The 22,793-nt window shown below is 62.6% G+C and carries 17 protein-coding genes, 1 tRNA gene and 2 pseudogenes; 14 read left to right on the plus strand and 6 right to left on the minus strand.

Annotation, left to right across the window (positions count from 1 at the left end; translation table 11 throughout):
• The first annotated feature begins 458 nt into the window (after window positions 1–458).
• Window positions 459–1,839, plus strand: a pseudogene (locus tag OKW43_RS14020) (methyl-accepting chemotaxis protein).
• Between the two features lie 358 nt (window positions 1,840–2,197).
• On the opposite strand, the gene OKW43_RS14025 reads toward OKW43_RS14020, so the two are convergent.
• A complete protein-coding gene (locus OKW43_RS14025) occupies window positions 2,198–3,079 on the minus strand; it encodes an AraC family transcriptional regulator (protein ID WP_429447952.1) in 882 nt (293 codons plus the stop codon).
• 326 nt (window positions 3,080–3,405) lie between these two features.
• Here OKW43_RS14025 and OKW43_RS14030 point away from each other — a divergent pair, with 326 nt between their 5' ends.
• Together OKW43_RS14030 and eutC are read left to right on the plus strand one after the other, a co-directional pair.
• Window positions 3,406–4,800: an ethanolamine ammonia-lyase subunit EutB gene (locus OKW43_RS14030; RefSeq protein ID WP_187632389.1), complete on the plus strand. Its 1,395-nt coding sequence runs from the start codon at window positions 3,406–3,408 to the stop codon at window positions 4,798–4,800.
• Entirely contained in the window at window positions 4,797–5,588 is a 792-nt protein-coding gene (gene eutC / locus OKW43_RS14035; RefSeq protein ID WP_429447954.1) for an ethanolamine ammonia-lyase subunit EutC, read from the plus strand. Before OKW43_RS14030 ends, eutC begins: the two co-directional genes overlap by 4 nt.
• Before the next feature lie 31 nt (window positions 5,589–5,619).
• On the opposite strand, the gene OKW43_RS14040 is transcribed toward eutC, so the two are convergent.
• A complete protein-coding gene (locus OKW43_RS14040) occupies window positions 5,620–7,959 on the minus strand; it encodes a heavy metal translocating P-type ATPase (protein WP_429447956.1) in 2,340 nt (779 codons plus the stop codon).
• 81 nt (window positions 7,960–8,040) lie between these two features.
• On the opposite strand from OKW43_RS14040, the gene cadR reads away from it, so the two are divergent.
• From cadR to OKW43_RS14070, 6 genes and pseudogenes are all read left to right on the plus strand, one after another.
• Window positions 8,041–8,472 (plus strand): Cd(II)/Pb(II)-responsive transcriptional regulator, encoded by a 432-nt coding sequence (gene cadR, locus OKW43_RS14045; RefSeq protein WP_187632386.1) that lies wholly within the window; start codon window positions 8,041–8,043, stop codon window positions 8,470–8,472.
• A 118-nt stretch (window positions 8,473–8,590) separates the two neighbouring features.
• Entirely contained in the window at window positions 8,591–8,791 is a 201-nt protein-coding gene (locus tag OKW43_RS14050) for a hypothetical protein (protein ID WP_187632385.1), read from the plus strand.
• 23 nt (window positions 8,792–8,814) lie between these two features.
• Window positions 8,815–10,218 carry an ATP-dependent RNA helicase DbpA gene (dbpA, locus tag OKW43_RS14055; RefSeq protein ID WP_429447959.1) on the plus strand — a complete coding sequence of 468 codons (1,404 nt, stop codon included), beginning with the start codon at window positions 8,815–8,817 and terminating at the stop codon, window positions 10,216–10,218.
• A 344-nt stretch (window positions 10,219–10,562) separates the two neighbouring features.
• A complete protein-coding gene (locus OKW43_RS14060; RefSeq protein WP_429447961.1) occupies window positions 10,563–11,717 on the plus strand; it encodes a pyridoxal phosphate-dependent aminotransferase in 1,155 nt (384 codons plus the stop codon).
• A 64-nt stretch (window positions 11,718–11,781) separates the two neighbouring features.
• Window positions 11,782–12,576, plus strand: a complete 795-nt coding sequence (locus OKW43_RS14065) for an ABC transporter substrate-binding protein (protein ID WP_429447963.1) — start codon at window positions 11,782–11,784, stop codon at window positions 12,574–12,576.
• Between the two features lie 135 nt (window positions 12,577–12,711).
• Window positions 12,712–13,577: pseudogene (locus tag OKW43_RS14070) on the plus strand (AraC family transcriptional regulator).
• 46 nt (window positions 13,578–13,623) lie between these two features.
• On the opposite strand, the gene OKW43_RS14075 reads toward OKW43_RS14070, so the two are convergent.
• Entirely contained in the window at window positions 13,624–14,211 is a 588-nt protein-coding gene (locus tag OKW43_RS14075) for a LysE family translocator (protein ID WP_187632380.1), read from the minus strand.
• Between the two features lie 407 nt (window positions 14,212–14,618).
• On the opposite strand from OKW43_RS14075, the gene OKW43_RS14080 reads away from it, so the two are divergent.
• A complete protein-coding gene (locus tag OKW43_RS14080; protein ID WP_429447965.1) occupies window positions 14,619–16,136 on the plus strand; it encodes a sensor domain-containing diguanylate cyclase in 1,518 nt (505 codons plus the stop codon).
• Window positions 16,137–16,238: 102 nt separating this feature from the next.
• On the opposite strand, the gene OKW43_RS14085 is transcribed toward OKW43_RS14080, so the two are convergent.
• Window positions 16,239–17,060 (minus strand): CsgG/HfaB family protein, encoded by an 822-nt coding sequence (locus OKW43_RS14085; protein ID WP_429447967.1) that lies wholly within the window; start codon window positions 17,058–17,060, stop codon window positions 16,239–16,241.
• Between the two features lie 258 nt (window positions 17,061–17,318).
• On the opposite strand from OKW43_RS14085, the gene OKW43_RS14090 reads away from it, so the two are divergent.
• Window positions 17,319–17,678 carry a tyrosine-type recombinase/integrase gene (locus OKW43_RS14090; protein ID WP_187632377.1) on the plus strand — a complete coding sequence of 120 codons (360 nt, stop codon included), beginning with the start codon at window positions 17,319–17,321 and terminating at the stop codon, window positions 17,676–17,678.
• A gap of 37 nt (window positions 17,679–17,715) precedes the next feature.
• Here OKW43_RS14090 and OKW43_RS14095 read toward each other — a convergent pair.
• Window positions 17,716–17,791, minus strand: a tRNA-Lys gene (locus OKW43_RS14095).
• A 203-nt stretch (window positions 17,792–17,994) separates the two neighbouring features.
• On the opposite strand from OKW43_RS14095, the gene OKW43_RS14100 reads away from it, so the two are divergent.
• Both OKW43_RS14100 and OKW43_RS14105 read left to right on the plus strand, forming a co-directional pair.
• Window positions 17,995–18,399, plus strand: coding sequence for a PaaI family thioesterase (locus OKW43_RS14100; RefSeq protein ID WP_429447969.1), 405 nt, complete (start codon window positions 17,995–17,997; stop codon window positions 18,397–18,399).
• 74 nt (window positions 18,400–18,473) lie between these two features.
• A complete protein-coding gene (locus tag OKW43_RS14105; RefSeq protein ID WP_429447971.1) occupies window positions 18,474–19,352 on the plus strand; it encodes a patatin-like phospholipase family protein in 879 nt (292 codons plus the stop codon).
• Window positions 19,353–19,403: 51 nt separating this feature from the next.
• Here OKW43_RS14105 and OKW43_RS14110 read toward each other — a convergent pair whose 3' ends face one another.
• Window positions 19,404–20,417 carry a D-2-hydroxyacid dehydrogenase family protein gene (locus OKW43_RS14110; protein ID WP_429447973.1) on the minus strand — a complete coding sequence of 338 codons (1,014 nt, stop codon included), beginning with the start codon at window positions 20,415–20,417 and terminating at the stop codon, window positions 19,404–19,406.
• A gap of 385 nt (window positions 20,418–20,802) precedes the next feature.
• On the opposite strand from OKW43_RS14110, the gene OKW43_RS14115 reads away from it, so the two are divergent.
• Window positions 20,803–22,659 (plus strand): phosphoenolpyruvate carboxykinase (GTP), encoded by a 1,857-nt coding sequence (locus OKW43_RS14115; protein WP_187632368.1) that lies wholly within the window; start codon window positions 20,803–20,805, stop codon window positions 22,657–22,659.
• Window positions 22,660–22,793 lie beyond the last annotated feature (134 nt).

The raw sequence follows: 22,793 nt of genomic DNA on the forward strand, positions 1-22,793 counted from the left end.
GATGAAACGGATGGCCGCAGGCAAGACAAAGTCGGGGCGATTTCATGATGGCGCTTCATGTCGCAACTGCATTGGGCGGGCGCCAGCAGCTCGGGCGACCATCAAGGAGGCAGCTGTCGATGCTGTTAAAACACGGCTTTAATGATTTAACTGCGTAGTAAATCGATGATTGCACTTACTGTGGCGCGGTTGTAGCCCAGTCTCACCAACTTAGACATCGGTCAACGGGCCTTTGTGGCGCGGCAGTTTGCAAGTGATTGATTTCCCTGGAAGTGCAGGTGCGCCTTTTTTGGCGCCCTACGGTAGAAGATAAACGCTTAACCTGAAAGACGGACCCATAAGTCGAGAAACTTATGGGTCTTTTTTCATTTTGCTGTATGAGGCGCAACGGAGATGCGTGGTCCGACACGGACCTATCCGTCATTTCGTGGGCGAGGCATATCATGAGGCAAAAGATCATGATTGCCTCACTTCGAACCCGCATCCTGCTGATTTCATCAGCAACCGTGATCGGTGCGCTCGCGCTCTCGGGAGGCGCCGCCTACATCACCGTGCGCGCCAACACGATGGAGACCATTGCGCAGAACCTGAGCGCCATCGCCGGCGCCAATGCGTTGGCCATCGACAAGTGGGTGGCAGCCAAACCGCTGGCCGTCAAGGTGACCGCCGAAGAGGTCGAGCATGGCGATCCGCAAGGCTTCGTCAAGCATATGAGCAGCGCGGACGGTTTCCCGATCACCACAGTCGGCTGGACCGACAAGACCTATTTCTCCACCAGCAACACCACGCCGAAGGACTACGATCCGACCGCGCGGCCCTGGTACAAGGCGGCTGTCGCAGCCGGCACGTTGATTGTCACAAAGCCGTATGGCGACGCGTCGACGGGCGTGCCCTACGTGTCGTTTTCCGCGCCGATGATCCGCAACGGCGAGGCGACCGGTGCGTTAAGCGGCGCGGTACCGGTCGACGGAGTGCGCGAAGTGGTTGCAGCCGTGCACCCGACGCCATCGAGCCTGGCCTTCGTCGTGACGCGCGACGGCCAGGTGATCGCGCATCTCCGTTCTGCTGGAAGTGCGTGCCGGCGTGGAAAACATGAAGACCGCGACCAGCGAAATCGAAACGGGCAACCGCGATCTGTCGCAACGCACGGAAACGTCCGCCAGCAATCTGCAGCACACTTCGGCAGCGCTCACGCAATTGACCGCCAGCGTCAAGCAGTCGGCCGAGGCCGCAATGGAGGCCACGCGGCTGGCGACCACCGCGAGCCAGGCGGCGGCGCGCGGCGGCGAAGTCGTGACGAGCGCAGTCAGCACGATGGATGACATCGCCAGGTCGTCCGCGCGCATTACCGAAATCATCAGCGTGATCGACAGCATTGCGTTTCAGACCAATATCCTTGCGCTGAACGCCGCCGTCGAAGCGGCGCGTGCCGGCGAAAACGGCCGCGGATTCGCCGTGGTGGCGGGCGAAGTGCGCACGCTGGCGCAGCGCTGTGCGACTGCGGCGCGCGAGATCAAGGACCTGATTCAAGCGTCGGAAGCCAGCGTCGGCACGGGCGCGCAGCGTGTACAGGCCGCCGGCGCAGCGATGCAGGAAATCGTCGAAGGGATTGATCGCGTGAATCGCGTCATCGGCGAAAGCGACGGTGCAATGAACGAGCAGAGCGCCGGCATCAGCCAGATCGACCGCAGCGTCGCCGAGATGGATCAGGCGACACAGCAAAACGCTGCTCTCGTCGAGCAATCGACGGCAGCCTCCGCGATGCTGAACGAACAGGCCCACGGCCTGTCCGGCATCGTGGCGCTTTTCAAGCTGCGCCACGCTGACCCTCGCGTGTAACGGGTAGCGGTTGAGGGGCTACGTAGACGTTGGTGTGCACGACTGGAAAGCGCCATGCCCCCAAACTTGTCCACAGCCCCCTTTGGACAACTTTTGTAAAAGCAACCGAACACGTTGTGGGCGAACCTTGATAAAACCGCGGCGTTAACCTGCCGAGGAAAACTTCTCCCGAGCTCCGTTAACCTGTCCGCCGGCGTTCCAAAGGGTTATCGATTCCACAGTGCGTTGATTCGTAAACGAACTTCCCGGTTATCCACAGCCGGACGCGCCACTTGTTAACTATTACTACGTATACGTATACAAAGACATATAAAAACCAGACAAGCACGGCAGCGAACAACAACTCAGCCACTTCGCCTCATGCCAAGGGCAAACAAATCTCCGTAACCAGCTCCGCAGGCGCAGTCTCCTTGGGACTATTCAAATACTCCTCAAACACGGGCGCATCTGCCGCCTCTCTCCCGGACTGCACGAGCCAGGTCCCATACAACCACTCATAAGCCGCCCGCATATCGCTATACGGCCCGACATGCCGCAGCACCGCGTACTCTCCACCGCGTATTCTCGTCACAGAAAGCGCCCCGCTCATCCCAACAGCCGCTCCAACCTCATCCATCACCGGCCCAGGCAACAACACCCCCGCCTTCGACCGCAAAGCCTGCTCTTCAACCACTCCCGGATCGTCGAAGTAGACCCCAATCATCCGCATCTGTCCCGCAAGCAGACGATGTTTCGCAAGCCACCCGAACAAAGCATCAAAAGCCTTGCCGATCTGCATATAAGGCCCGACATGATCGACCGACACAATCTCCATCGGCTCAACATTGCGAATCACGACCTCACGCATCATCGTCATCTGATCGTCTCCTGAAAGCGCCGGCCGGAACCGGCTATGCGTGCCTTGCCTGCGATACTGCGCCGGCGGCACACCGAACACCTCGCGAAACGTCCGCGAAAAAGACTGCAAACTGCTATAGCCCGAACGTTCGGCGATCTGAGCAATCGGCATCGAACTGTTCGCGAGAAAGCCGGCCGCGCGATGCAAACGTAAACGCCGCACCGTTGTCGCGACCGTCTCGCCATACATCGCCTGATAAATCCGGTGCCAGTGATACGGCGACAGACACGCAATCTCCGCAAGCCGCCCGATATCGAGTGGTTCGTCGAGGTGATCGTAGACGTGGTCGAGCACGCGTGCGAGTCGCGTTGCGTATCGAGTCTGACGGTCTGATTCGTTCATGTCTGGACGGAAGAATTTTGTCGCGAGAGCATGCGAACAAAGTATCACGTCGGCGCTTGCCGGCCGTTTACCCAATCCTGCGGAATTAAAGCGGGCCGCGCAAAGCGGATTAAGCGTCCGCTAACCTCGCCACATGCTCGATAGCGGAAGCGGCAAACGCAGCACCAACAAACGCAGCACCATCAAACAGGCCCAATCCACACGGCGTGACGCCGCGGCCATTTGGCGCTATCGTGTGATGCGCACCACCCGCAGCAAGCAGCATCCAGCAGTCACCGCCGTTCCCATTCCCGTCCGCGTCCGCGCGAAGCGATGGAGCCGCAAACATGAGCTACACCGAGTCGATCGGCAGTCGCACGTACCGCTTCGCCGACCTGAAGACCCTGCTCGCAAAAGCGAGCCCGCAACGCTCCGGCGACCAGCTCGCAGGTATCGCGGCAGCGAGCGAAGAAGAGCGGGTCGCCGCCAAAATGGCGCTGGCACAGGTGCCGCTGCGCACGTTCCTGGACGAACCGCTGATCCCCTACGAGATCGACGAAGTGACACGCCTGATCATCGACGATCACTCGGCACAAGCTTTCGCCGAAATCGCGCATCTGACAGTAGGCGACTTCCGAAACTGGCTGCTCGGCACCTCAACCGACACCGACGCACTCACCCGCATCACCCAGGGCCTCACACCAGAAATGGTCGCCGCGGTCTCGAAGCTGATGCGCAACCAGGACCTGATCACCGCCGCGCGCAAACGCCCGGTCGTCACACGCTTTCGCAACACCGTCGGTTTACCGGGCCACCTATCCGTCCGCCTGCAACCGAACCACCCAACCGACGACGTCAAAGGCATCGCCGCCTCGATGCTCGACGGCCTGATGTACGGCTGCGGCGACGCGCTGATCGGCATCAATCCGGCGAGCGACAACCTCGCCGCGATCACGAAGCTGCTGCTGATGATCGACGAATTCCGTCAGCGCTACCAGGTGCCGACGCAATCGTGCGTGCTTACGCACGTCACGAGCACGATCGCCGCAATCGAAAAAGGCGCGCCGGTCGATCTGGTGTTCCAGTCGATCGCGGGCACCGAGAAAGCAAACGCGAGCTTCGGCATTTCGCTCGCGCTGCTGCAGGAAGCGTACGAGGCGGGGTTGTCGCTGCAACGCGGCACGGTCGGCAGCAATCTGATGTACTTCGAAACGGGGCAGGGCAGCGCGTTGTCGGCCGATGCGCATTTCGGCGTCGACCAGCAGACCTGCGAGGCGCGCGCCTATGCGGTCGCGCGCAAGTTCAAGCCGTTTCTGGTCAACACGGTAGTCGGTTTCATCGGCCCCGAGTATCTGTACGACGGCAAGCAGATCACGCGCGCGGGTCTCGAGGATCACTTCTGCGGCAAGCTGCTCGGCGTGCCGATGGGTTGCGACATCTGCTACACGAACCACGCCGAAGCGGATCAGGACGACATGGACAACCTGCTGACGCTGCTCGGCGTCGCGGGCATCAATTTCATCATGGGCGTGCCGGGCGCCGACGACGTGATGCTCAACTATCAGAGTACGTCGTTTCATGACGCGCTGTATGTGCGCGACGTGCTCGGCTTACGGCGCGCGCCTGAATTCGAGGCATGGTTGGAGTCGATGCAGATCATCGACGCACGCGGCGCATTGATCGGCGCATCGACGCGGCAACCGCTGCTCGAAGGCGCACGTGACTGGATGGGCATCGCATGAGCGGGAACGACGCACTCGACGAGGATCCGTGGAACGCGCTGCGCCAGTTTACGCAGGCCCGCATCGCGTTGGGCCGCGCGGGCAACAGCTTGCCGACCACACCGCTGCTCGCATTCAACCTCGCGCATGCGCAGGCGCGCGACGCCGTGCACCATCCGCTCGACGTGGACGCGCTGCACGCACAACTGCGCACGCTAGGTTTCAACACGCTCGACGTGCATAGCGCCGCGCCGGATCGCGAGCATTATTTGAGACGTCCTGATCTTGGGCGGCGTCTGTCGGATGAAAGTCGCGCGGCGCTCGCGCAACTGCCGACACAATCAAGCGATGTGCTGTTCGTCATCGGCGATGGTCTATCGGCATTCGCCGCGTCGAAGCAGGCTGTACCACTGCTGCAAGCCGTACGTGCGAAGCTCACGGATTGGACCATCGGTCCCGTGGTGGTCGCGCGTCAGGCTCGCGTCGCGCTCGGAGATGAGATCGGCGAATTGCTCGACGCGAAGATCGTCGTGATGCTGATCGGCGAGCGGCCCGGTTTGAGTTCACCGGATAGTCTCGGCGTTTACATCACGTATGCGCCGAAAGCGGGTTGCAGCGACGCGCAGCGCAACTGCATTTCGAACGTGCGACCCGAAGGGCTCGACTATCCGCAGGCCGCGCACAAGCTGCATTACCTGCTCGCGCAGGCAAGGAAGCTCGGCGTGACTGGCGTCGGCTTGAAAGACGACAGCGATGAACTGCTGGCGAGCGCGCCGACCCATGCTGCCGTGAGCGACGGTTCAGCGTAGGACGCAACGAGCGTCAACCTCACACGCCCACTCACTTCCGCAATAACCTCAACCCGTTCCCGACCACCAGCAAACTCGCACCGACGTCGGCGAACACCGCCATCCACATCGTGCCGAGGCCTATCAACGTCAGCACGAGAAACACGCTCTTGATGCCGAGCGCGAGCGCGATGTTCTGCACCAGCACCGCATGCGTCGCCTTCGACAGCCGGATAAACGTCGGAATCTTGCGCAGATCGTCGTCCATCAGCGCGACGTCGGCGGTTTCGATCGCGGTGTCCGTACCCATCGCACCCATCGCGAAGCCGATGTCAGCGCGCGCGAGCGCGGGCGCATCGTTGATGCCGTCGCCGACCATGCCGACCGGCGCGCCATCGGTCGACCATTGCGCGACCGCGTCGAGCTTGTCCTTGGGCAACTGGTCACCGCGCGCTTCATCGACGCCGACCTGCCGCGCAATCGCGTCGGCGGTGTGGCGGTTGTCGCCGGTCAGCATCGCGGTGCCGACACCGAGCCGCTGCAATTCGGCGACCGCGGCGCGGCTCGTCTCCTTCACCGTATCGGCGACCGCGAACAACGCGAGTACGCGCTGCGCGTCGGCGAGCATGATGACGGTTTTGCCCTGCTGTTCGAGCGCATCGAGACGCGCTTCGAGTTGCGCCGAGCAGCGGCCCAGCTCTTCGATCAGGCGATGATTGCCGAGCCAGTACGCGATGCCATCGATATCGCCGCGCACGCCGCGTCCGGCGATCGCTTCGAACCCAACGACGTGCAGATGTTCGACGCCGTCGTCATTGGCGGCAGCGGCAATCGCCACCGAAACAGGATGATCGGAGCGGCCCGCGAGGCTCGCCGCGAGTGAGCGATAGCGGAGGGCGTCGGCCTCGTCACCGACGATCTTGAACTCCGTCTGCACCGGTTTGCCGTGCGTGATCGTCCCGGTCTTATCCAGCGCCAACCAGCGTAGTTTTCGTCCCTGTTCAAGGTACACGCCCCCCTTGATCAGAATCCCCTTGCGCGCCGCGGCCGCGAGCCCGCTGACGATCGTTACCGGCGTCGAGATCACGAGCGCGCACGGACACGCGATCACGAGCAGCACCAGCGCCTTGTAGACCCACTCGTGCCACGCTTCACCGAACACCAGCGGCGGCACCAGAGCGACGGCAAGCGCGATCGCGAACACGATCGGCGTATAAGCGCGCGCAAATTCATCGACGAAGCGCTGCGTCGGCGCCTTCGTGCCCTGCGCCTCCTCGACCGCATGGATGATGCGCGCGAGCGTCGTGTTGCCGGCCGCGGCCGTCACGCGATAGTCGAACGAGCCCGCCTGGTTGATCGTGCCGGCGAACACGGCATCGCCGGTGGTTTTGTCGACCGGCAGGCTCTCGCCAGTGATCGGCGCCTGATCGACGCTCGAGCGGCCCGCGACGATCGCGCCGTCGAGCGCGATCCGCTCGCCCGGCTTCACGCGCACCAGCGCGCCGGGCGCGATCGTGTCGACGCGGACCAGTTGCCAGGCGCCGTCGGGCTGCCGCACGCTCGCCTCGTCGGGCGTTAGGCGCAGCAGTCCTTCGATCGCGTTTCGCGCGCGCTCGAGCGAACGCGCTTCGATCAGCTCGGCGATCGTGAGCAGCACCATCACCATCGCGGCTTCGGGCCACTGGCCGAGCAGCGCCGCGCCGGTGACGGCAATGCTCATCAGCGCATTGATGTTCAGGTTGCCGTTGCGCAGCGCGAGCCAGCCTTTGCGATACGTCGTGATGCCGCAGGAGGCGATCGCGACGATCGCGAGACTCGCTACCACCCAGGTGGGCGCGACGAGCCAGCTAGCGACCTCTGAGGTCGCCGCGACGACGCCCGCGAAGATCAGGGGCCACCACGGCTTGCCCGCGGCGCTGATGGCCGCTTGGGATGCCGCGTTGGCATTGGCATTGCCGGCGGCGCTCGCCAGTTCGGGCGTGAAGTCGAGCGAGCGCAGCGCAGCGAGGACCGTGTCGAGCGCGCCCGGCGCGTGCACGACGGTCAGCACGCGCTGCATCAGATTGAAGTCCATGCTGCGCACGGCTGGCGTACGGCCGAGCTTCTTGCGGATCAGCGCTTCCTCGGTTGGGCAGTCCATCTGCAGGATGCGGATTGCGGTGCGCAGGTCGTCGCCGACGGCTTCAGAAGGCGGCAGGCGCAGCGACGTCGGCGCGAACGCGGCGCAGGCGCAGCAAGCACCGGTAGCGTGATCATGCACGTGGCCGTGAGCGTGGTCATGGTCATGGTGTTGGTCATCGTCGCGCCGCGCGTCAACCTCCCCGCAAGCCCCGTGCGCACCGTTTTCATTCACTTGTGGACGGTCGGCGGCAATGCGGTCGGTTTCAGGCATAAGTGGCTTCCTCGTGCGATTTGTGGTCTAGTAAACACCTTGAAGCCACTACAAGGTCAAGGCCGTGTGGAGGAAGGGGCCATGAAAATCGGCGAACTGGCGAAAATCGCCCATTGCACGACGGAAACCATCCGTTTCTACGAAAAAGAGCGCCTGCTGCCCGAGGCGGAGCGCACCGAAGCCAATTACCGCAGTTACACGGCAAAGCACGTCGAACGTCTACGCTTCATCCGCAATTGCCGCGCGCTCGACATGACCCACGACGAAATCCGCGCCTTGCTGCGTCTGACCGACGCGCCGGCGAACGGCTGTGGCGGCATGCATACGCTGGTCGACGAGCACATCGCGCACGTCGACACGCGTATTGAAGAGCTGCAGCAACTGAAGGTGCAACTGACGATGCTGCGCGACCAATGTAACGGCGAGCATCCGGTCGAAGACTGCGGCATCGTGCACGGCCTGACGGACATGGATGTGGCCGTTCCACGCCCGCGGCATACGCATCTCGGCTGAGGCTCGTGCCGGCCGTCACGAGCCATGGCCGCACCTCGCCGAAGCAGTCATCCCATACACGGCAAGGCCGCGCATGCGACCTTGCCGATCGATCATCGAATCCAGTTGGAGAATCAACGTGTTCACCTGTAGAAACCAGTCCTGCGGCGCGCGGTGGGAGCAGTCCGACGTCGTCATCAAGAACGAAGGCCAAGGGCTGCTGTTCCGCTGCCCGCTGTGCGGCGCGCGAAATTACGTCGAGCGTTTCGACAGCGACGACGGCGAGGTGTTGTACGAGCAACTGCCGGGCCGCCCCGACCAGGGCCCGATGGCCGAGTAACCGCGATTCCCATAGACGACCTCATGAATAGTCCCATCCCCTCCGGCGCCGCCTTCAGCGAGCTGCCGTTACCGCCCGCCACGCTCGCGAACCTGACGCAACTCGGCTACGTCGAGATGACGCCGATCCAGGCCGCGAGCCTGCCGATCGCGCTCGCCGGCCACGATCTGATCGCCCAGGCGAAAACTGGCAGCGGCAAGACCGCGGCATTTTCGCTGGCGTTGCTCGCGCGCCTCGACACGCGCAAATTCGACTCGCAGGCAATGGTGCTGTGCCCGACGCGCGAACTCGCCGATCAGGTCACGCAGGAAATTCGCCGTCTTGCGCGCGCGGAAGAAAACATCAAGGTGCTGACCTTGTGCGGCGGCACGCCGATGCGTCCGCAGACGGCGAGCCTCGAACACGGCGCGCACGTCGTGGTCGGCACGCCGGGCCGCATCATGGATCACCTCGAACGCGGCAGCCTCGATCTGCAATCGCTGAACACGCTTGTGCTCGACGAAGCCGACCGCATGCTCGACATGGGTTTCTTCGACGACATCGCGAAGGTCGCGAGGCAATGCCCGAAAGAGCGCCAAACGCTGCTGTTTTCAGCGACGTACCCCGAGGGCATCGCGAAGCTGAGCCAGCAATTCCTGCGAAATCCGAAGGAAGTCAAACTCGCCGAGCGGCACGACGACAGCAAGATCCGTCAGCGCTTCTACGAAGTGACCGAAGACCAGCGGCTGCATGCGGTCGGTCTGCTGCTGAATCACTATCGTCCGGTCAGCACGATCGCGTTCTGCAACACGAAGCAGCAGTGCCGCGATCTGCTCGACGTGCTGCGCGCGCAGGGCTTCCACGCGCTCGCGCTGCACGGCGAACTCGATCAGCGCGAGCGCGATCAGGTGCTGATCCAGTTCGCGAACCGCAGCTGCTCGGTGCTCGTCGCGACCGACGTCGCCGCGCGCGGCCTCGACATCGCGCAACTCGAAGCGGTCATCAACGTCGACGTGACGCCGGACCCGGAAGTGCACACGCACCGCATCGGCCGCACGGGCCGCGCCGATCAGGAAGGCTGGGCGCTGAGTCTCGCGAGCATGGACGAGATGGGGCGCGTCGGCGGGATCGAGCAGGCGCACAAGCGCGACGTCGAATGGCACAAGCTGGCCGAGCTGAAGGCGGGCAGCAACGAACCGCTGCTGCCACCGATGGAAACGCTGCAGATCCTCGGCGGCCGCAAGGACAAGATCCGTCCCGGCGACGTGCTCGGCGCGCTGACCGGCGACGCTGGTTTCGCGGGCTCGCAGATCGGCAAGATCAACGTGACCGACATGTCGACCTATGTCGCGGTCGAGCGCAGCATCGCGCGCGAAGCGGTGCGCCGGCTCAGCGCGGGCAAGCTGAAGGGGCGCAAGGTCAAGGTCCGCTTGATGGACGAAGCCTGATTCACCCGAAGCACCGACTTTCCCTGAAAGTCCGATAACTAGAAAAAACGGCCGCATTCGCGGCCGTTTCCGCAAGCGGGCCGCTCAGCATCACATTCCTTCATACCTACGCGGTTTCCCGCATTCCCCGATCTCCGCGCCGCGTCCCCGCAAACCGTGATCCCGTCGGCTTTGCCCGGCGTCCAGCGGCTGCGCGCGAGCCATGACGAAAACGCATGCCGCGCATGACAAAGTTTCGATTGTGAGCGTTGTTCGGCTGATGCCTAATCACCTCACCGGAAGGAACGCGCACCGCCGCCGCCGTTGGCTCGGCCGCCAGCGGCTGAAGAAAGGGAGAAAGTCTTATGCAGAGCGCCACGCAAGCCCGCTCGAAACTGCCGGACGTCGGCACCACCATTTTTACCGTGATCGGCCAGTTGGCCGCGCAACACGATGCATTGAATCTGTCGCAGGGGGCGCCGAATTTCGCGCCGGACGCGAAGCTCGTCGACGGCGTCGCGCAAGCGATGCGCGCCGGCCACAACCAGTACGCGCCGATGGCCGGCATCGGTGCGCTGCGCGAAGCGCTCGCGGCGAAGGTCGAAACTCTGTATGGCGTGCACTACGATCCGGCCAGCGAAGTCACCGTGCTCGCGAGCGCGAGCGAAGGGCTCTATTCGACGATCAGCGCGCTCGTGCATCCGGGCGACGAAGTGATCTACTTCGAGCCTTCGTTCGACAGCTACGGTCCGATCGTGCGCCTGCAGGGCGCGAAGCCGGTCGCGATCAAGCTGTCGCTCGACCACTTTCGCGTGAACTGGGACGAAGTCGCCGCCGCGATCACGCCGAAGACGCGCATGATCATCGTCAACACGCCGCACAATCCGACCGCCACGATTTTTAGCGACGCCGATATCGACCGGCTGAAGGCACTGACGCGCAACACCGACATCGTGATTTTGTCCGACGAGGTCTACGAACACGTCGTATTCGACGGCGCGAAGCATCAGAGCATGGCGCGCCATCGCGAGCTCGCCGAGCGCAGCGTGATCGTGTCGTCGTTCGGCAAGTCGTATCACGTGACCGGCTGGCGCGTCGGCTACTGTCTCGCGCCCGCCGCGCTGATGGAGGAGATCCGCAAGGTCCATCAGTTCATGGTGTTCTCCGCCGACACCCCGATGCAACACGCGTTCGTCGACGCGCTCGCCAATCGTGACAGCTATCTCGGCCTGTCCGACTTTTATCAGAAGAAGCGCGATCTGCTCGCGCATGCGCTGCGCGAATCGCGCTTCGAGCTGTTGCCGAGCGAAGGCAGTTTCTTTATGCTCGCGCGGTTTCGCGGTTTCTCCGATGAAAGCGACAGCGATTTCGTGCTGCGCCTGATCCGCGATGCGCGCGTCGCGACGATTCCGTTGTCGGCGTTCTATACCGACGGCACGGATTGCGGCCTCATTCGCCTCAGTTTTTCGAAGGACGACGCGACGCTGCTCGAAGGCGCGCGGCGTTTGTGCGAGATCTGAGCGAGCGACGGCAAACTCGACGTATCGAAGTCATCAAGGTATTCGAAGACAGAAGGGAGATGTTATGAAGTTGCTCAAGTGCTTGTTGGCGCTGGCCTGCGCAGGCGCGTCGCTCGCAATGTGGTCGGCCGCAAGCGCCGCCGATACCGCGACGCTGCGCTTCGGCCTCGAAGCGCAGTACCCGCCGTTCGAATCGAAAGGGCCGGGCGGCGAGCTGCAAGGGCTCGATATCGACGTCGGCAACGCGGTCTGCGCGGCCGCGCATATGACGTGCAAGTGGGTCGAAACCTCGTTCGACGGCCTGATCCCAGCGCTGCAAGGCCGCAAGTTCGACGCGATCAACTCGGCGATGAACGCGACCGAGCAGCGCCGCCAGGCGATCGATTTCACGACGGTGGTCTATCGCGTGCCGACGCAGCTGATCGCGCGACGCGATAGCGGTCTGCTGCCGACGCCCGCGTCCCTGAAGGGCAAGCGCATCGGTGTGCTGCAAGGCTCGATTCAGGAGACCTTCGCGAAGGCGCATTGGGAGCCGGCCGGCGTGATCGTGCTGCCGTACCAGGATCAGAACCAGGTCTATGCCGATCTGACCGCGGGGCGTCTCGATGGCACGCTGGTGCTCGCGCCCGCCGGACAAACGGGCTTTCTGTCGAAGCCCGAAGGCAAGGGGTACGCGTTCGTCGGTCAGCCGGTGCGCGACGACAAGATTCTCGGCAGCGGCATCGCATACGGTATTCGCAAGGGCGACACCGCGCTGCGCGATCAGTTGAACGCCGCGATCGCAAAGGTGCAAGCCGATGGCACCGTGAAGACGCTTGCTGCGAAATACCTCGGCAATATCGACGTCAGCGCGAAGTAGTCGCGTCGCGCCGGGCAGGCGGCGCCGTTGGCGAGCGGCGCCGCGCGTTCGCTTGTTGGCCATGCGTTTGACGGCTACGATACGTAGGCTTCGCGAAGACGATGGCGAAGTCGACGGATCAACCGGAGAGCGTGCATGGGCGAGACGACCGAAGCGGCAAGCGCTGCGAACACCGCACGCGCAACCGGCGCAACCGCGCCGCGCTTCTGGCGCAGCAACGCGCTACCGTTTATCGAGGCGCGCTCCATCGACGATGGCCGCAAGGTCTGCTACGCCAGGCATTCACACGAAACGTTCTCGATCGGCGCGGTGACGGGCGGCCGCAGCGTGTACCTGAACCGTCACGCGCGGGAATGGATCGGCGCGGGCGCCGTCGTGGTGATGAACCCCGACGATGTGCACGCGTGCAACCCCGTTGCCGGAGAGCGCTGGTCGTATCGGATGCTGCACGTCGACGTCGCGTGGTTCACGAAACTGCAGCACGAGCTTGGCTTCAACGAGAACCATGCGTTCCGCGCTTTTTCGCAGATCATGACGCTCGACGCCGCGTTGTTCGACGGCCTGAACCGGCTGTGCGCGATTCTCGCCAGCACCGACAACGACAAGGACACGCTGCGCAAGGAAAGCGCGGCCATCACCTTCTTCTCCCACGTGCAGCAAACGCTCAATCCGGCGAGCTTGCCCGAGCGTGCCGCGAGCGGCCAGCTCGCGCGTGCCGCGGCGTACATCACCGACAACTGCACACGCGCGCTGAAACTCGGCGACGTGTGCGAGGCGGCCGGGCTGTCAGCGTCGCATCTGATACGCGCGTTCAAGCTGCGCTACGGCATGACGCCGCACGCGTATCTGATCAACCGACGGATCCAGTACAGTCGCGCGCAACTGCGGCGCGGGCGCTGATCGCCGATGTCGCGCTCGACGCCGGCTTCGCCGATCAGGCGCATTTGCAGCGCACCTTCAAGCGGCTGGTGGCGGCGACGCCGGGGCAATATCGCAGTTGAGCGCCGCGCGGCGTGAGGCCACTTCAGGAAGGAGGCGCGATCCGCGTCACTCCACGAGCAGATACAACGCACTGAGCGCGAGCAGCGCCGCCATCACGCGATTGAACACCTTGACCCGCTTCGCTTCACGCAGATGCCTGCGCAAAAACGTGCCGGCGTACGCCCAGCTCGCGATCGACAGATAGCAGATCACGAAGTACAGCGCCGTGAATTGCCAGACGAGCTTGCCGTCGCCGCCGGCCGCATATGCGCTCATGCCGGCCAGCGACGCGAGCCACGCCTTAGGATTGAGCCATTGCATCGCCGCGCCGTGCGCGAACGACGGCCCGCGCGCCGGCTTTTCCGCGCCGAGCTGGCCGTTATCGACGGTGAGCTTGTAGGCCATGTAGAGCAGAAAGCCCACGCCCGCCCATTTGACGATCTCGATCAGATTGGGAAAGCGCGCGAGCAATTCGTGCAGACCGAGGCCGATCAACAGAAGCAGCAACGTGAAACCGACCGTCGCGCCAGTGACGTGCCGCAGACTCGCGGCGAGCCCGTGCTGCGCGCCGGCGCTCAGCGCGACGACGTTGACCGGCCCGGGAGAAATGGAACTGGCGAGCGCGAACGCGGCCATCGAAAGTAATGCGGTCATCGGATACCTCGAAACGTGAGTGTGCGAATGGATTGCGACGCTCAACGGTAACGAGACGGCGAGAGCATGTATTGAAGGAAATTGCCCACCCGAAAGGCGGGGAAAAACCGCATGCCACTTCAGCGGAACAAAAAATAACGTGATGATGGAATAACAAACGCGCGTTTTAATTTTGAAAAGCGATAGGCGCAAACGTTATCGAGAAAAAGCAGATTTTTCAGATTATCTGTAAATTCTACTTCATAAACCTGAGATATGTCCCTATGAAGCGCAAGATCATTCCGTCCGATAAATGGTCCGAGGCCTCTAAAAAGCGAATGCATTCGGCGCGCGATGAATGCCTGACGTCAGTATTAATAGACCGGTCCGTTTCTTTTGGAAACGAGCAATCGAATGGATTAAACGAAATGATCCACAAAAGAAGGGGCCGGTTTCGCGTGCTGATCGCGCGGGCGCGCAGATGGCGGATGCCGCGCGATGGCGTTATCTACGCGGGATGCGGCGTGGTGCTGGCAATGCTCGCGCTGTGTGGCTATGCGCTGTATCAGAGCCGCGAGGATGCGATCGCACGCGCGCTCGATTCAACGCGCGATGTCGCGACGATCACCGAGCGAGACATCGCGCGCAATTTCGAACTGTACGCGCTGTCGCTGCAAGCCGTCGCCGATGGCCTCGGGCGTCCGGGCGTGCTCGATTCGCCGCGTTTGCGGCGCGAGATCCTGTTCGATCGCGCGGCCACCGGGCAATACGTCGGCGCGATGGTGGTGATCGACGCGCTGGGCAACGTCGTGATGGATTCGGAAAGCGACGTGCCGCGCGGAGGCAACCTCTCCGATCGTCCGTACTTCAGGATTCATCGCGACGACCCGGGCTTCGGGCTCGACGTCAGCGCCCCATACGGTTCGAGACTCAGACCTGGTTCGCGCAGCATCGCGCTGAGCCGGCGACTGTCGCGGCCGGACGGATCGTTTGCCGGGATCGTCGCGCTTGGTATCGATCAAGCGTACTTTGCGAGCTTGTTTGCGGATCTGAGGATCGGGCAGCATGGCTCGATGTCGATCCTTAGAACGGACGGCACGATCATCGTGCGACGGCCCGACGATCGACACGTGAGCGGTAGCGACATCAGCAGGACGGCGTTCTTCCAGCACGTGCTCGCGAAAGACGAGGGCAGCTTTATCACGTCTTCGCCATTCGATGGCGCCGAGCGGCTCTACTCGTTCAGACGGATTCCGCAATTGCCGCTGATCGTGCTGGTCGCCGAGTCGACCGCCGATATCTATGCGGGCTGGTGGGAGCGCGCGCTGACGATCGGTTCGCTGATGCTGATCTTCGGAATCGGCGTGATCGTGTTGTCGGCATGGCTGAGCGCCGAGTTGCGGCGACGGCAGCGGGTGGAGCACGAACTCGAACGGCTTGCCGGCACGGACGGACTCACCGGCCTGCCCAATCGCCGCGCGCTGTGCGAAACGCTCGACCGCGAATGGCTGCGCGCGCGCCGCACGGGCAGCGTGTTGTCGCTGCTGTTCGTCGATATCGATCACTTCAAGGCCTACAACGACACGTACGGGCACCAGGCCGGCGACGTTGCGTTGACCGCGGTCGCGCGCTGCATCCGCCGGGTGATCCAGCGGCCGGGCGATTGCGTCGGCCGATACGGCGGCGAGGAGTTCATCGTGGTGCTGCCGGATACCGATGTGGCCGGTGCCGGGGTGGTCGGCGAGAACATCCGCGTGGCGCTGGGCGAGTTGGGCATCGCGCACGTGGGCTGCGAGTTTGGTCGCGTGACGGTCAGCATCGGCGCGACCACGTCGCGGCCGGATCTGGTGACGGATGTCAGCGTTGTGATTCGTGCTGCGGACGAGGCGTTGTATACGGCAAAGGCCGGGGGTAGGAATAGGGTCGCGCAGACGGGAGTGGGTTGAGCGTTCGCTCGCGATTTTCTGCGCTGGAAATGAAAAAAGGTTGCGACGCATTCGCGTGCAACCCTTTGAATTTCCTGGTGGCTTACTGCTCTTATACGGCGATCAATTCACCTGCAAAGCACCGCCGGCACCGAGGCCACCCTTCACGCTTTGCGCTTTGTATTGCTTCACGGATGCGACGAGATTACTTAGCGAATCCGTAAAGGCGGCCACAACGACCTTGCCCTGCGCGGTATTCGCATATGCACCTCCAGCGCCGCCACCTGCACCACCAAAGCCTCCGGCGACGATGCCGGCGAGCATGCCATAGTCGACGTTCTTGGCCGACCCTTCTGCGGCGGCCAGTTGGACGCTCGAACGGTTGTCGACCAGCGTGAGCAATGTCGATGCTTCCTGAGTCTTCATCGTGCCGGCGACACCCGCAAGCGCTCCGCCGACGACCGGCACAAACGCGAGCAGTCCCGCTGCACCGCCACCTGCGTTGTTGTTGCTAAACGTAATACTGGGACTGATGGTGTAGTCGGCGGCGACCATCTGGCCTTTGTGCATTTTTGAAGTCTTGCGAAGCTCGCCAGTTGCATTGAGCTGCCGCTCATCCATGGCGGCAGCCAGTGCACGGCCACGATCGACAATCACGAAGCAGTTGGATTGCTGCACCAGCAGCTTTAGAACAGGGACAGTACTGCCAAGCTGATATTGCCCGGTCAGCAGGCCATACCAGGGGGCAGTGGTGTCTTCGACAATCGAAACGGTCCCGAGGGGCGCGGTGCAATGCGGCAGGCTGGCATTGGCGTTCTGGGATGTCGCGCCAGCCGCCGAGCCGGTCGCGGTCGTTTTCGCCGACGTTGCGCCCATCTGCATGTCGGAGCATGCAGCCAGCAAAAGCAGCGACAAGGCTGCAGCCCCCATCAATTTGACTTCCATGGTTCCTCGCTCGTTGTTCTTTAGTTTTTAAGTCGTTGAGTCTTCTGCCTAACGGGAATTGGGCAAGTAGCGTCCGGTGTTCTCCATTGACGCCACCCGAATAACGGCAATCCGGCATGAATCTTTACAGTTGGCATTTAATTTTTTTAATGCCAGAAGGAAAACTCAGGACGCGTATATGGTCTGGGCCTTCTTGACGCGAGCACTAGTTGACTCGTGCATATTAGCTAGCGCGAGCAATTAGCCGAAACGTGACAGTTGACCGAGCGTGAGGCTGTTGTGATAGAGGTGCAGATAATCCGGGCGGCACTTGAACGTGGAACTGGCACGTTCAGGGGCAGGCCCATCGTCAACGCCAACACCCGATCGTGGCGGAATGCCTTGCAGGAAGTTGGAATCGGGAATTTCCGCTGGCATGACAGGCGGCATTGCTGGGCGTCCTGGCTGGTGCAGAACGGGGCGCCGTTGTATGCCGTGCGGGGGCTGGGTGGCTGGCAAACAGGGCAGATGGTGCAGCGATATGCGCATCTGAGCCCGGCCATTCTGGTAGACCATGCCAAAACGATCGATGCCATGATGATCCGTCATGGCACGTTTGCGGCACAAAGCCACAAATGAAAAAGGCTCCCGATTGCTCTGGAGCCTTTGAATTCTTTGGTGGGGCGTGAGTGACTCGAACACTCGACCTACGGATTAAGAGTCCGCTGCTCTACCAACTGAGCTAACGCCCCGACAGAAACGAAATTATGCAGGATGTTTTCGAGATTGCCAACCCCATTTAGTAGTTTTATTAAAAGGATCACATCGCCCGAGATTGAGTCTTTCCTCGACAAAGCCGCCGTCCAGAAAGCACCGACGCGTCCAATCCTGCCGGTATCATGTCGCGGACATCTCGCCGCGCGCAGCATCGTGTGGCTTTCGACCGGGGGTTGCCATGGATGACAAAGAGATCACCGAGTTGCTCGACCGAGTTCTCGCGCCATGGGTCCGAGCGCTCACGCTGACGCCGGTCAACGTCGACGAGGAAAGCGCGACGCTGCGTCTGCCGTTTTCCGGCGAGTGGCGTCACTCAGGCGGCATGATCAGCGGCCAGGTGTTCATGGCGGCCGCGGATACGGCGATGGTCGTCGCCATCACAGCCGCGCTCGGCGGCTTCAAGCCGATGAGCACGGTGTCACTAAACATCAATTTCATGCGCGCGGTCCGCAAGGGCGACGTGTTGATCAAGGCGCGCGTGCTGCGCATGGGCCGCAATCTGGTGTTCGGCGAAGTCGAGCTGTTCGACGAAGGCGGCAATATGGCCGTTCACGCCACCACGACTTACGCGCTGCTGGAGTGAGTGCCCGCCGGACCCGAGCTGGCGGCCATGCAACCTACCCGTAGCAAGAGCAAAGGAAAGCAAGGAAAAGCAGCATGTTCGATCAGGTCGTATTCGCAGGCGGGGGCAACCGCTGTTGGTGGCAGGCGGGTTTTTGGGACGTCGTGCAGCCGCAACTCGACATCCGCCCGCGCGTGATCACCGGCATCTCGGCCGGCGCCGCGACCGCGTGCATGATTTACACGCGCGGCGATTCCGACTGGGTCATGCGCTATTACGAGGACGCGCTGCGCCACAATACGCGCAACGCCTACTGGGGCAACCTGCTGCGCGGCGAGTCGGTGTTCCCGCATTACCGGATTTACCGGCAGGCGCTGCTCGACATCTACGGCGACAGGTTTTCCAGGCTCGCGCAGGCGCCGGAAATCCGTATCGGCGTGTCGCATCTGCCGCGCTGGCTGGGCGCGAGAAGCGCGGTCGCGGCGGGGCTGGTCGCATACAACATCGAAAAATACGTGCGCAAGACGCTGCATCCGACGCTTGGTCGGACGCTCGGTTTTCAGCCGGAATTCGTGCGCGCGCAGGATTGCGCGAGCGTCGAGGAGTTGGCGGACCTGATCCTGCAATCGTCGAGTACGCCGCCGTTCACGCCGGTTCTACGGCGCAACGGCCGGCCGGTGCTCGACGGCGGCATGGTCGATAACGTGCCGGTCGGCGCGCTCGACGCCGATGCGCCGGGCAACGTGCTCGTGATGGTCACGCGTCTTTATCCGCGGCCGCAGATGTTCGTCGTCCCGCACGGCGTGCAGCAGCGGCTATACGTGCAGCCGTCGCGCAAGGTACCGATTTCGAGTTGGGATTACACGAGTCCGTCGCAGATGGTGCACGCGTACAACCTCGGCCGCGCGGACGGCGAGACCTTCCTTGGGCGCATACCCGCATTGATGGAGGCGGGAGCGCACGAAGCACGGTGAGCGACGCGGCCCAGCGGGCCGAACCTGGCCGCCAGCCGCGCCACCCGCCAATCATCGCCGACGGCCGCCCTGCAATGCCTCCGGATTCGCGACACTGGCGGTATCGCCGGCATCGAACGCGAGAATGTTCCTGAACGCCGCGGCGAAATACAGCTCGTAGCTCTCACGCTCCACATAGCCAATGTGCGGTGTGCAGATCACGTTTTCCATGCGCAGCAGGCTGTACCCCTGCAGGATCGGCTCGCTTTCGTAGACGTCGATCGCGACCATTCCTGGACGATTGTGCGACAGCGCGCTCACCAGCGCATTCTCATCGAGCAGTTCGGCGCGGCTCGTGTTCACGAGCAGTGCGGTCGGCTTCATGCGCATCAGGTCGTCCTGCTTGACGATGCCACGCGTGTCGTCGTGCAGACGCAGATGCAGCGACAGCACATCGCTGTTCTCGAACAGCTCCTCACGACTCGCCGCGACACCGTAGCCGTCGGCGCGAGCGGCTTCGCGCGAATGCTCGCGGCCCCACACCAGCACGTTCATGCCGAACGCCTTGCCATAGCCGGCCACGAGCCGGCCGATCTTGCCGTAGCCCCAGATCCCTAGCGTCTGTCCGCGCAGCACCTGACCCAAACCGAAGTTCGGCGGCAGCGCCGATGTCTTTAGCCCCGATTGCTGCCAGGCGCCCTGTTTAAGGTTTGCCACGTATTGCGGAATACGCCGTTGGGCGGCCATGATGAGTGCCCACGTCAGCTCGGCCGGCGCGACCGGCGAACCGCTGCCCTCGAGGACGGCGATGCCGCGCTCGGTACAGGCCGCGAGATCGATGTGGCTCGACACCTTGCCGGTCTGACTGATCATGCGCAAACGTGGCAGCTTGTCGAGCAGTTGCGAGGTGATGCGGGTACGTTCGCGAATCAGGACGAGGGCGTCGACTTCCGCGAGACGGCTCGCCAGTTGTCCGAGACCGCGCACGGTATTGTTGAATACTTTGACTTCCTGGTCGGCCAGCAATTGAAAGCAGTCGAGCTTGCGAACGGCGTCCTGGTAATCGTCAAGGATGGCAATCTTCATGGTATGTACTTTGCTGCGCACCTCGGTGGTGCGAACGGAATGTTATGCTGACTGTCCCAGCATGTGATGTAGGTCACACGCTGGTCTGGCTGAATGTCCTACCGTAGAAGCTTTCGCACGCAAAAGAACGGTAGCGCTACGTGAAGGCGAATTGAGAACGTTTTTAGCAGTTTGTTGCGTGTTGAGGCAAGCCGCTTTACACAAGGTTGCAGAAGCCGTGTACGAAGCGCGCCTCCGCCTGGCAAGCTGTGTGGCCCAGGACGATCTGCGCAATCGTGCGCGGCAGTCGAAAGTTGACACGTCATCGCGATGAATTCAATGCCTCTCGCATGCAGCGTCCCCGGGCTTGTACCGTTTTTCCATTGCTTCAAACGGAGACAAGTCGATGAATCATCCCTCGTTCGAAGGACAGCCCACTATCGAGGCGCCCACATGGGTCAAACACCGCAAGCTGATCGACTGGGTCCAGCGCATCGCCGCGCTGACCAAGCCCGAAAAAGTGGTCTGGTGCGACGGCTCGCAGGAAGAATATGACCGCCTGTGCGCGCAGATGGTCGAAGCCGGGACCCTGAAGAAACTCAACCCCGCCAAGCGTCCCAATTCCTATCTCGCCTGCTCCGATCCGTCCGACGTCGCGCGCGTCGAGGATCGTACCTTCATCTGCTCGCAGCGCGCCGAGGACGCGGGCCCCACCAACAACTGGGTCGCCCCGGCCGAAATGCGCTCGACGCTCGACGGCCTGTTCGACGGCGCAATGCGCGGCCGCACGATGTACGTGGTGCCGTTCTCGATGGGTCCGCTCGGCTCGCCGATCGCGCACATCGGCGTCGAACTGAGCGACAGCCCGTACGTCGTGACCAATATGCGCATCATGACGCGCATGGGCCGCAAGGTGTACGACGTGCTCGGCGAGGAGGGCGAGTTCGTGCCGTGCGTGCATTCGGTCGGCGCGCCGCTCGCGGCGGGCGAGCAGGATGCATCGTGGCCTTGCAACAAGACCAAGTACATCGTGCATTTCCCCGAATCGCGCGAAATCTGGAGCTTTGGCTCGGGCTATGGTGGCAACGCACTGCTAGGCAAGAAGTGCTTCGCGCTGCGCATCGCATCGACGATGGGGCGCGACGAGGGATGGCTCGCCGAACACATGCTGATTCTCGGCGTCACCTCGCCGGAAGGGCGCAAGCATCACGTCGCGGCGGCGTTCCCGTCGGCGTGCGGCAAGACCAACTTTGCGATGCTGATCCCGCCGGCGGCACTGAACGGCTGGAAAATCTCCACGATCGGTGACGACATCGCGTGGATCAAGCCGGGCAAGGACGGCCGCCTGTACGCGATCAATCCGGAAGCGGGTTATTTCGGCGTCGCGCCCGGCACCAGCGAAAAGACCAATTACAACGCGCTCGCCACGTTGAAGGAAAACGTGATCTTCACGAACGTTGCGCTGACCGACGACGGCGACGTCTGGTGGGAAGGCATGACCGACGAGCCGCCGGCGCACTTGATCGACTGGCTGGGCAACGACTGGACGCCGGCCGACGCAAAGGAAACCGGCCGTAAAGCGGCGCACCCGAACGCGCGCTTCACGGCACCTGCGTCGCAGTGCCCATCGATCGATGCGGACTGGGAAAACCCGGCCGGTGTCGCGATCGACGCCTTCATCTTCGGCGGTCGTCGCTCGACCACCGTGCCGCTCGTCACCGAAGCGCGCAACTGGGTCGAGGGCGTCTACATGGCGGCGACGATGGGCTCCGAAACCACGGCCGCGGCGGCGGGCCAGCAGGGCGTGGTGCGTCGCGATCCGTTCGCGATGCTGCCGTTCTGCGGCTACAACATGAGCGACTATTTCAGCCATTGGCTGAAAACCGGCGAGCGTTTGCAGCAGCTGAGCGCGAAGCTGCCGAAAATCTTCTGCGTGAACTGGTTCCGCAAGGGCGCGGACGGCAAGTTCGTGTGGCCGGGCTTCGGCGAAAACATGCGCGTGTTGAGCTGGATCGTTGGGCGCGTCGAGGGCACCGCGCAGGGCGAAGATCATGCGTTCGGTATTTCGCCCCACTACGAGGACATCGACTGGAGCGGCCTGAACTTCAGCCGCGAGCAGTTTGAGCAGGTCATTTCCGTCGACGACGCTGCATGGCGTGACGAACTCGTGCTGCACGCAAAGCTGTTTGACACGCTGCAACAAGGTCTGCCGCCGGCACTGACTGAAGCGAAGCACGCGTTCGAGGGAAAACTCACGGCCTGATCATGTGAGTGCTCACTTACAGTTAAAAGCCGCCCGTTGGCGGCTTTTTCTATGTGCGCCTCGTTAATGGTCGACCCTTCGACTCCCGCAATGCTCTGAACGACGTTTGCGTCTATTCGAACAAAAAACATCGA

This window comes from Paraburkholderia sp. WC7.3g (genome assembly GCF_050436345.1).
Taxonomy (GTDB): Bacteria; Pseudomonadota; Gammaproteobacteria; order Burkholderiales; family Burkholderiaceae; genus Paraburkholderia; species Paraburkholderia podalyriae.

Excerpts from the sequence above, each read along its gene's own strand:
- OKW43_RS14065 (WP_429447963.1), top strand. The coding sequence starts at position 11,782 with ATGAAGTTGCTCAAGTGCTTGTTGGCGCTGGCCTGCGCAGGCGCGTCG.
- OKW43_RS14075 (WP_187632380.1), bottom strand. The coding sequence starts at position 14,211 with ATGACCGCATTACTTTCGATGGCCGCGTTCGCGCTCGCCAGTTCCATT.
- OKW43_RS14060 (WP_429447961.1), top strand. The coding sequence starts at position 10,563 with ATGCAGAGCGCCACGCAAGCCCGCTCGAAACTGCCGGACGTCGGCACC.
- dbpA (WP_429447959.1), top strand. The coding sequence starts at position 8,815 with ATGAATAGTCCCATCCCCTCCGGCGCCGCCTTCAGCGAGCTGCCGTTA.
- OKW43_RS14080 (WP_429447965.1), top strand. The coding sequence starts at position 14,619 with ATGATCCACAAAAGAAGGGGCCGGTTTCGCGTGCTGATCGCGCGGGCG.
- OKW43_RS14110 (WP_429447973.1), bottom strand. The coding sequence starts at position 20,417 with ATGAAGATTGCCATCCTTGACGATTACCAGGACGCCGTTCGCAAGCTC.
- OKW43_RS14105 (WP_429447971.1), top strand. The coding sequence starts at position 18,474 with ATGTTCGATCAGGTCGTATTCGCAGGCGGGGGCAACCGCTGTTGGTGG.
- OKW43_RS14115 (WP_187632368.1), top strand. The coding sequence starts at position 20,803 with ATGAATCATCCCTCGTTCGAAGGACAGCCCACTATCGAGGCGCCCACA.
- eutC (WP_429447954.1), top strand. The coding sequence starts at position 4,797 with ATGAGCGGGAACGACGCACTCGACGAGGATCCGTGGAACGCGCTGCGC.
- OKW43_RS14030 (WP_187632389.1), top strand. The coding sequence starts at position 3,406 with ATGAGCTACACCGAGTCGATCGGCAGTCGCACGTACCGCTTCGCCGAC.
- cadR (WP_187632386.1), top strand. The coding sequence starts at position 8,041 with ATGAAAATCGGCGAACTGGCGAAAATCGCCCATTGCACGACGGAAACC.
- OKW43_RS14040 (WP_429447956.1), bottom strand. The coding sequence starts at position 7,959 with ATGCCTGAAACCGACCGCATTGCCGCCGACCGTCCACAAGTGAATGAA.
- OKW43_RS14025 (WP_429447952.1), bottom strand. The coding sequence starts at position 3,079 with ATGAACGAATCAGACCGTCAGACTCGATACGCAACGCGACTCGCACGC.
- OKW43_RS14100 (WP_429447969.1), top strand. The coding sequence starts at position 17,995 with ATGGATGACAAAGAGATCACCGAGTTGCTCGACCGAGTTCTCGCGCCA.
- OKW43_RS14085 (WP_429447967.1), bottom strand. The coding sequence starts at position 17,060 with ATGGAAGTCAAATTGATGGGGGCTGCAGCCTTGTCGCTGCTTTTGCTG.